Here is a 7,538-nt window from a genome sequence, read left to right as displayed (position 1 = left end):
TGGGGGTTATTTTTCCTTTTCCTCTGGTGGGGCGGGGGGGGTGGGGGGGCGGGGGGGGGGGGGGGGGGGGGCCCCCCCCCCCCCCCCCCCGGCCGGTGGGTGGTGTCGTCTCAGACCGTGGTCGCCGACGCGGCGTAGGCCTGCTCGAGGAGCGCGCCCGTGAAGCGCGCGATCGCGCGCGGGCCGGAGACCGGCGCAGCCGCCTCGACGGCGGGGTTGTAGTTCGTGTTCGTGTTCACGTCGTAGACGACCGTGCGGCCGTCGGTGGTCTCCATGAACTCGACGCCGGCGACCTGGATGCGCTGGTCGGCGAGGAACGTGCGGAGCTGCTGCACGAGCGGGTGCTCGGCGGTGACCTCGGTGCGCAGGCTGAAGGCCTCGGGAGCACCGGGTGTCTCGGCTCCCGGGACGTCGCAGACGGCGCCGGCGATGACCTGCGGCACCTCGCACGCGTCGGCCGGGCAGAGCTCGAAGCTGCCGGCGCTCGTGTCGACGCGGACCGCGTAGACGAACTCGCCGCCGACGAACTCGGCGCGGGTGATGAACGGCTCGCGGGCGGTCAGCAGCTCCTGGAGCAGCGTGATGCCGTCGACCGGGGCCTCGAACTCGGGGCTGTCGACGTAGGCGTCGAACTCGGCAAGGGTGTCGAAGCGGCGGACGCCGAGGCCCTTGCCGCCCTGGTTGTGCTTCGTGATGAACGGGACGTCCTGCCCTCCCGTGAAGGTCCGCGCGGCGTCCTGCAGGGCGGCCGACCCGAAGACCGCGGTCGTGCGGGGCACGTCGAAGCCGGCGTCGCGGAGGAGCCCGTGCTGGGCGACCTTCGACACCTCGAGCTCGAGCACGTGGCTGCCGTTGACGACCGTCGCACCGGAGCGCTCGAGCCAGCCGAGCAGCGCGCGGGCGTACTCCTTGCTGTGCTCGTTGCCGCGGGTGTGGGAGCTCGCGGACATGCGCGACCAGTAGACGCCCGGGGCCGGCTCGGCGCCCAGGTCGATGCTGCCGAGGGCGCCGCCGTCGGTCAGCAGGAGTTCCTCGACCGGCACGCCCTCCGCCTCGAAGGCAGCGGCGAACGGCGGGAACCACTCAGGGTTCTCGTGGATGACGTACACGCGCGGAGTTGTCACCCGGCCACCCTAGGCACGGGGACCCTGGGGGTGCCAGGTGTGTGACGTGGGGTTGCGCGGAGCGGTGTGCGAGGGTGGAACGCATGTCCCACCCCGTGCACGAGGAGACCCTCCGGCCAGGCCGCACGATGACCGTCGTCGGGTGGGCCGTGATCGCGACCGCCGTCGGGATCGCGGCGCTCGTGCTCGCGGTGCCGGCGGGGTGGCAGGACCAGCCGCCCACGGTGTCGGACGTCGGCGTACTGGTGGTCACGCTCGCCGTCACGGTCGCGCTCGGCATCGGCTCGCTGCTGATGCGGATGACGGTCCGTGTCGACGAGGTCCTCGAGGTCCGTGTCCGCCCGTGGTGGTACCGGCGGCGCATCGCCCCGGAACGGATCACCTCGGCCGAGGTCGTGCACGTGACGGGCGGCAACTCCGGCGGACTGGGCATCCGGCTCGTCCCCGGCGGCACCGCGGTGTTGCTCGACGGTGGTCCCGGGGTGCAGGTCACGATCCGCGGGGCACGATCGCTCCGGTTCCGGTGCAACGACCCGGACGCCGTCGTGGAGGCGCTGCGGGCGCGGGGCGCTGCTGTCGACTGACGCTCGGGCCGGGTGCGGGTCAGCGCGCCCGTGACTCGGCGCCGAAGTGCTGCGTGCCGAGGACGCCGAGCAGCTCGAGCTTCTGCGCGTCCTCGCTGCCGGGAGGCGCGGTGAAGAGCAGGAGGGCCTGCGCCTGGTCGTCGGTGTGGAGCACCTGGCAGTCGACGGTGATGCGACCGAGCTCGGGCTGCACGATGGTCTTGTTGTCGGACCACCGCGTGGACACCTCGTGGCGCTCCCACAGCTCCCGGAACGCGGGGCTCCGCTGCTGCAGCGCATCGACGAGCGCGGTCGCCCGACGGTCCCCCGGCCCGGTGAGACCGACCGCGGCCCGGAGCGAGGCGACGACCACCCGTCCGAGCCGCTCGTGCTGCTCGGGCGCGTACTTCGCCTGCTCCGTCCCCGCCACGAACCACCGCCACGCCTGGTAGCGCTCGTTCCCCGGCAGGTCGACCGACGTGCCGAGCAGGGCACGGGCGAGCCGGTTCTCGACGAGGGTCTCGCCGAGGTGGCTCACGACGATCGCCGGGGTGTCCTCGAGCCGGTCGAGCACCCGCAGGATCGCCGGGTCGACGTGGTCGGCGCGGTGCATCCGGACCGGCGCGGTGTGCCCGGCGAGGTGGAAGAGGTGGTCCCGCTCGTCGAGGCTGCAGCGGAGCGCCCGAGCGATCGCTGCGACCATCTGCTCGGACGGCTGCGGCCCGCGCTGCTGCTCGAGCCGCGTGTAGTAGTCGACGCTCATGCCGGCGAGCGCGGCGACCTCCTCACGGCGCAGACCCGGCGTCCGGCGACGTGCGCCGTTGCCGAGCCCGACGTCCTCCGGGCGCAGGAGTTCGCGACGGCGGCGGAGGAAGTCGGCGAGGGCGGGGCGGTCCACCCGACCATCGTGCCCGTCCGGACCGGTCGGAGCCAGGGATCGGCGGTCCCCCGATGACCGCGTCCTGGCGACACCGGTGTCCGGGGAGCATCGTCGACGGCATGGACACCACGAACAGCACCGTCTTCATCTCCGGCGCGACCTCGGGCCTCGGGCTCGCCCTCGCGCAGCGCCTGCAGGCAGCGGGCAGCACCGTCGTCATCGGCGGGCGCCGCCAGGACCGCCTCGACGCGCTCGCTGCCGAGCACGGCTTCGGTACCGTCGCGATCGACGTCGCCGACGCCGACTCGATCGCAGCCGCCGCTACCGACGTGATCGCCCGGTACCCGGAGCTCGACACCGTGGTCACGATGTCCGGGATCATGCGCAACGAGGACCTCCGCGATCCGGGCCACGTCTCGGACGCGCTCGAGACCGTGCAGACGAACCTGGTGGGCACGATCCTGCTCATCGACGCCTTCCTCCCCCACCTGCTGAGCCGACCGGCGGCGACGCTCATCACCGTCTCGTCCGGGCTGGCGTTCGTCCCGCTCACCGCCACCCCCACCTACAGCGCGACGAAGGCCGGCGTGCACTCGTACACGCAGGCGCTCCGCCAGCAGCTCGTGGGCAGCTCCGTCGAGGTGCTGGAGCTCGCGCCGCCGGCGGTGCAGACCGACCTGATGGGCGGTGCGGACTTCGGCGGGATGCCGCTCGACGCCTTCACCGACGAGGTCGTGGGGTTGCTCGAGGCCGGTGCCGCGCCGGAGATCCTCGTGGAGAACGTGCAGCCGCTGCGGTGGGCCGAGCGGGACGGGACGCACCAGCAGATCCTCGAGGCGATGGCGGGCCGGGGGCACTGAGCCACACCTGACCCGCGCGTCCTCGCGGGACGAGAGTCGCCCGGCCTCCCGCAGTCACCTACTCGACCTCGTCTCCCGCAGCACGCCGTCGGCGGTTCCCGGCCTCCACCGTCCGGTTCAGCGCCCAGAGCCCGAGGACGATCGCCGTGACGACCAGGGCCTCCGCGACGGTCCGGTCGAGCAGCCCCCTGAGCACCCAGTACGCACCCGCGCCCAGGATGCCGGCGGTCGCGACGACGCCCGTGACGGCGACCCGCGGACGACGGTCCGCGTCTCCGCCCGACAGCGCGTGGAACCACAGGCCCCACGCCGCGACGGCAGCGCCGAGGACGAGTGCCGCCCACGCGGCGTCGTCTCGGACGTCGTGGACGAGGGCCACGACGGCGAGGACGACGATCGCGGCGCCGACGGCGGCCGCCGCGATCGTGACGACGAGAGCGGTCCGGGAACGAGGTGCGCGCACGGTGGCGAGCCTACGGGTCGTAGCGACCGGCCGAGGTGCCCGACCGGCAGGCGGAGGCGCCGGGCCGGCGGGCCGGGAGGCGCGTGGGGACCAACCGCGAGCACGTCGCGCCACGGAAGTGCACGGCACGACGTGCTCCCGGTTGTCCGGGGGCAGGTCGCGCCAGCGCCCCGTCACACCGCGCCGCACCGCACCGCATCAGCGGCACGCGACGCCGTCAGGCCGCGAGGACCGTCCGACCGAGCCGCACGAAGTCGTCCGGGGACAGGGCCTCGCCCCGCGCCGTCGGGTCGATCCCGGCGGCGGTGAGCAGCTCGGTCGCACGCGCACTGCTGCCGAGCACGCCCGACAGGCTCTGGCGCAGCATCTTCCGCCGCTGCTGGAACGCGCCGTCGACGAGCGCGAAGACCTGGGTCCGCAGCGCCTCGTCGCCCGGCTGCTCGTGTCGGTCGAACCCGACGAGCACGCTGTCGACGTTCGGCACCGGCCAGAACACCTGGCGGCTGATCTGTCCGGCGGTCGACCACGACCCGTACCACGCCGCCTTGACGCTCGGGGCGCCGTAGACCTTGCTGCCCGGGCCGGCCGCGATGCGGTAGCCGACCTCGGCCTGCACCATCACGAGCACGCGCTCGATGGTCGGGAAGGTCGCGAGCAGGTGGAGCAGCACCGGCACCGACACGTTGTACGGCAGGTTGGCCACGACGTGCGTCGGCGCCTCGGGCAGCTCGTCGGCGGTCACGGCGAGGGCGTCCTGGTGGACCACCTGCAGCCGGGCGTCGGGCTGCATCGCCGCGACGGTCGCGGGCAGCTGCGCCGCGAGCCGGCCGTCGATCTCGACCGCGGTCACCGAGGCGCCCGTCTCGGTGAGGCCGAGCGTCAGCGAGCCGAGTCCCGGGCCGATCTCGAGCACCCGCGATCCCGGGGTGACGCGGCCGGCCGACACGATGCGTCGGACGGTGTTGCCGTCGTGCACGAAGTTCTGCCCGAGCTTCTTGGTGGGGGTGACGTCGAGCTTCGCCGCGAGGTCCCGGATCTCCGCCGGGCCGAGCAGTGCGCCCACGGCTACTCGTCCACCGTGACGGGCTCGGCGTCCCACGCGCCGTACACGAGCTCGGTGTTCGACGCGATCTGCGCGGCGAGCATCGAGGCGTCCGTGCCCAGCGTCTCGGCCATCGACCGGAGCGTGAGCGGGATCAGGTAGGGCGCGTTCGGCCGGCCGCGGTACGGGGTCGGTGTGAGGAACGGCGCGTCCGTCTCGACCATGACCAGGTGGCGCGGGGCGACCCGGAGGGCTTCGCGGAGGGGCTCGGCGTTCTTGAACGTCACGGTGCCGGCGAAGGACATGTACCAACCGCGCTCGGCGCAGAGCCGTGCCAGGTCGGGTCCGCCGGAGAAGCAGTGGAACACGGTGCGCTCGGGTGCACCGACCCGGTCGAGGACCTCGACCACGGCGTCGTGCGCGTCGCGGTCGTGGATCGTCAGCGCGAGGTCGTGCTCCTTCGCGATGCGGATGTGCTCCTCGAACGACCGGACCTGGGCGGCACGGCCGTCCTCGCCGGTGCGGAAGAAGTCGAGTCCGGTCTCGCCGATCGCCCGGACACGGGGCAGCGCGGCGAGCCGCTCGATCCCGGCGAGGTGCTCGTCGAGCAGGCCCTGCTCGTCGAGGACGGGGGCCTCGTTCGGGTGCAGCGCGACCGCGGCCAGCACACGGGGTTCGCGGGCCGCGATCTGCGCGGACCACTCCGAGGTCGCCAGGTCGGTGCCGACCTGCACGACACCGCGGACACCGACGCTCGACGCCCGGTCGAGGTGCTCGCGGTAGTCGAGCGGACCGTCGCCGCCCTCGCCGACGCCGTCCGCGATCTCCATGTGGGTGTGGTTGTCGTACACGGGCACGACGAGCGCCTGCGGCAGCGGCGGGGAGCTCAGGTCGCGCTTCGAGCCACCCGACGACCCGTCACCGCGCGCCCGCACGTGCGCTGCGTCGGCCGCGTCGGTCACGCTGCACCCTGCTCGGGCTGCTGCTCGATGCGCGGGAACAGTCCGGACCCGAGCGGCACGACCGTCTCCGCACCCTGCCACTCCCAGGCCCGGTCGACGCGCTGCTCGGCGACGGACCCGCCGGCCCCGATCGACGCCCAGAGCTTCTCGGTGGCCTTCGGCATGACCGGCGACACGAGGACGTTCACGGTACCGAGGCCACGCAGTGCCGTCGTCAGCACGGTGCCGAGGCGCTCGCGCTGTGCGTCGTCCTTCGCCAGGGCCCACGGCTCCTGCTCGGTGATGTAGCCGTTCAGGGCGTCCACGAGCTCCCACACGGCGGCGATCGCCTCGTGCGGGGCGAAGGCCTCGACCGCTGCGTCCGCACGCTCGGTCACGGACACCGCGAGGGCGTCGATCGCCTCGTCCGACGCGGTGAGCGCCCCGCGCGTCGGGACGGCGCCGTCGAAGTACTTCTGCAGCATCGCGACGAGCCGCGACGCCAGGTTGCCGAAACCGTTCGCGAGGTCGGCGGCGTACCGGGCGGAGATGTCCTCCCAGCTGAAGTTGCCGTCCTGCCCGAAGGTGACCGCGCGCAGGAAGTAGTAACGGAACGCGTCCGACCCGAACGTGTCGGTGATCTCGGACGGGGCGATGCCGGTGAGCTTCGACTTCGACATCTTCTCGCCGCCGACGAGCAGCCACCCGTGGCCGAACACGCGCTTCGGCACCGGCAGGTCGGCCGCCATGAGCATCGCGGGCCAGATGACCGCGTGGAAGCGGGCGATGTCCTTGCCCACGATGTGGACGCTCGGCCAGAGGCGCTGGAACGCCTCGTCGTCGTCGGAGCCGTAGCCGAGGGCGGTCACGTAGTTGAGGAGCGCGTCGAACCACACGTAGAGCACGTGGTCGTGGTCCCAGGGGATCTGGATGCCCCAGTCGAAGCTCGAGCGCGAGATCGACAGGTCGCGCAGGCCCTGCTTCACGAACGAGACGATCTCGTTGCGGACGCTCTCGGGCTGGATGAACTCCGGGTTCGACTCGTACAGGTCGAGCAGGCGCTGCTCGAAGTCGCTCATCCGGAAGAAGTAGTTGCGCTCGGCCAGCACCTCGACCGGGATCGAGTGGATCGCGCAGACCTGCTGCCCCTCGTACGCACCTGTGCCGGGCACGAGGTCGCTCGGCTGCTTGTACTCCTCGCACCCCACGCAGTAGAAGCCCTCGAACTCGCCTGCGTAGATGTAGCCGTCGTCGTACAGCTTCTGCAGGAAGGCCGTGACGCCGCGCTCGTGGCGTTCGTCGGTCGTGCGGATGAAGTCGTCGTTCGCCACGTCGACGGTGTCGAGCAGCGGCTTCCAGGCGTCCGTGACGAGACGGTCCGCCCACTCCTTCGGCGAGACGTCGTTCGCGCTCGCGGTGCGCAGGATCTTCTGGCCGTGCTCGTCGGTGCCGGTCAGGAGCCACGTGTCGTCGCCCCGCTGCCGGTGCCAGCGCGCCGTGAAGTCCGCGGCGACCTCGGTGTAGGCGTGCCCGATGTGTGGCACGTCGTTCACGTAGAAGATCGGCGTGGTGATGCTGAACGAGGACCCGTCGGACATGCGGACCATCCTACGGGCGGCCGGCGAGCGCATGACGCGACCCGTGCCTCCCGTCCGACGGGTGGTG

Annotated in this window: 8 protein-coding genes; 2 read left to right on the top strand and 6 right to left on the bottom strand. The window is 72.6% G+C overall.

What is annotated here, in order from left to right; all coding sequences use genetic code 11:
* Window positions 1–110: 110 nt before the first annotated feature.
* Window positions 111–1,124: an alpha-L-glutamate ligase gene (locus AB0N84_RS11945; RefSeq protein WP_363546492.1), complete on the bottom strand. Its 1,014-nt coding sequence runs from the start codon at window positions 1,122–1,124 to the stop codon at window positions 111–113.
* An 83-nt stretch (window positions 1,125–1,207) separates the two neighbouring features.
* Between AB0N84_RS11945 and AB0N84_RS11940 the strand changes: the two genes are divergently transcribed.
* Window positions 1,208–1,708 carry a hypothetical protein gene (locus tag AB0N84_RS11940; protein ID WP_363546489.1) on the top strand — a complete coding sequence of 167 codons (501 nt, stop codon included), beginning with the start codon at window positions 1,208–1,210 and terminating at the stop codon, window positions 1,706–1,708.
* Window positions 1,709–1,727: 19 nt separating this feature from the next.
* On the opposite strand, the gene AB0N84_RS11935 is transcribed toward AB0N84_RS11940, so the two are convergent.
* Window positions 1,728–2,585, bottom strand: coding sequence for a helix-turn-helix transcriptional regulator (locus AB0N84_RS11935; RefSeq protein ID WP_182047001.1), 858 nt, complete (start codon window positions 2,583–2,585; stop codon window positions 1,728–1,730).
* Window positions 2,586–2,686: 101 nt separating this feature from the next.
* Here AB0N84_RS11935 and AB0N84_RS11930 point away from each other — a divergent pair, with 101 nt between their 5' ends.
* Complete coding sequence (locus AB0N84_RS11930; protein WP_363546486.1) at window positions 2,687–3,427, top strand: SDR family NAD(P)-dependent oxidoreductase; 741 nt, start codon at window positions 2,687–2,689, stop codon at window positions 3,425–3,427.
* 58 nt (window positions 3,428–3,485) lie between these two features.
* Here AB0N84_RS11930 and AB0N84_RS11925 read toward each other — a convergent pair whose 3' ends face one another.
* The 4 genes from AB0N84_RS11925 to metG all read right to left on the bottom strand — a co-directional run bounded on the left by AB0N84_RS11925 (window position 3,486) and on the right by metG (window position 7,471).
* A complete protein-coding gene (locus AB0N84_RS11925; protein ID WP_182047003.1) occupies window positions 3,486–3,890 on the bottom strand; it encodes a hypothetical protein in 405 nt (134 codons plus the stop codon).
* A 217-nt stretch (window positions 3,891–4,107) separates the two neighbouring features.
* Window positions 4,108–4,953 (bottom strand): 16S rRNA (adenine(1518)-N(6)/adenine(1519)-N(6))-dimethyltransferase RsmA, encoded by an 846-nt coding sequence (gene rsmA / locus AB0N84_RS11920; RefSeq protein WP_182047004.1) that lies wholly within the window; start codon window positions 4,951–4,953, stop codon window positions 4,108–4,110.
* Between the two features lie 2 nt (window positions 4,954–4,955).
* Window positions 4,956–5,894: a TatD family hydrolase gene (locus AB0N84_RS11915; RefSeq protein WP_363546483.1), complete on the bottom strand. Its 939-nt coding sequence runs from the start codon at window positions 5,892–5,894 to the stop codon at window positions 4,956–4,958.
* Complete coding sequence (metG, locus tag AB0N84_RS11910) at window positions 5,891–7,471, bottom strand: methionine--tRNA ligase (protein ID WP_289459572.1); 1,581 nt, start codon at window positions 7,469–7,471, stop codon at window positions 5,891–5,893. Before metG ends, AB0N84_RS11915 begins: the two co-directional genes overlap by 4 nt.
* Window positions 7,472–7,538: the final 67 nt, after the last annotated feature.

Source organism: Curtobacterium sp. NPDC089185 (assembly GCF_040685235.1).
In the GTDB taxonomy this organism is placed as follows: domain Bacteria; phylum Actinomycetota; class Actinomycetes; order Actinomycetales; family Microbacteriaceae; genus Curtobacterium; species Curtobacterium citri.
Note: the sequence above shows the minus strand (reverse complement) of the source record. Positions and strands in the feature narration are given on the sequence as shown.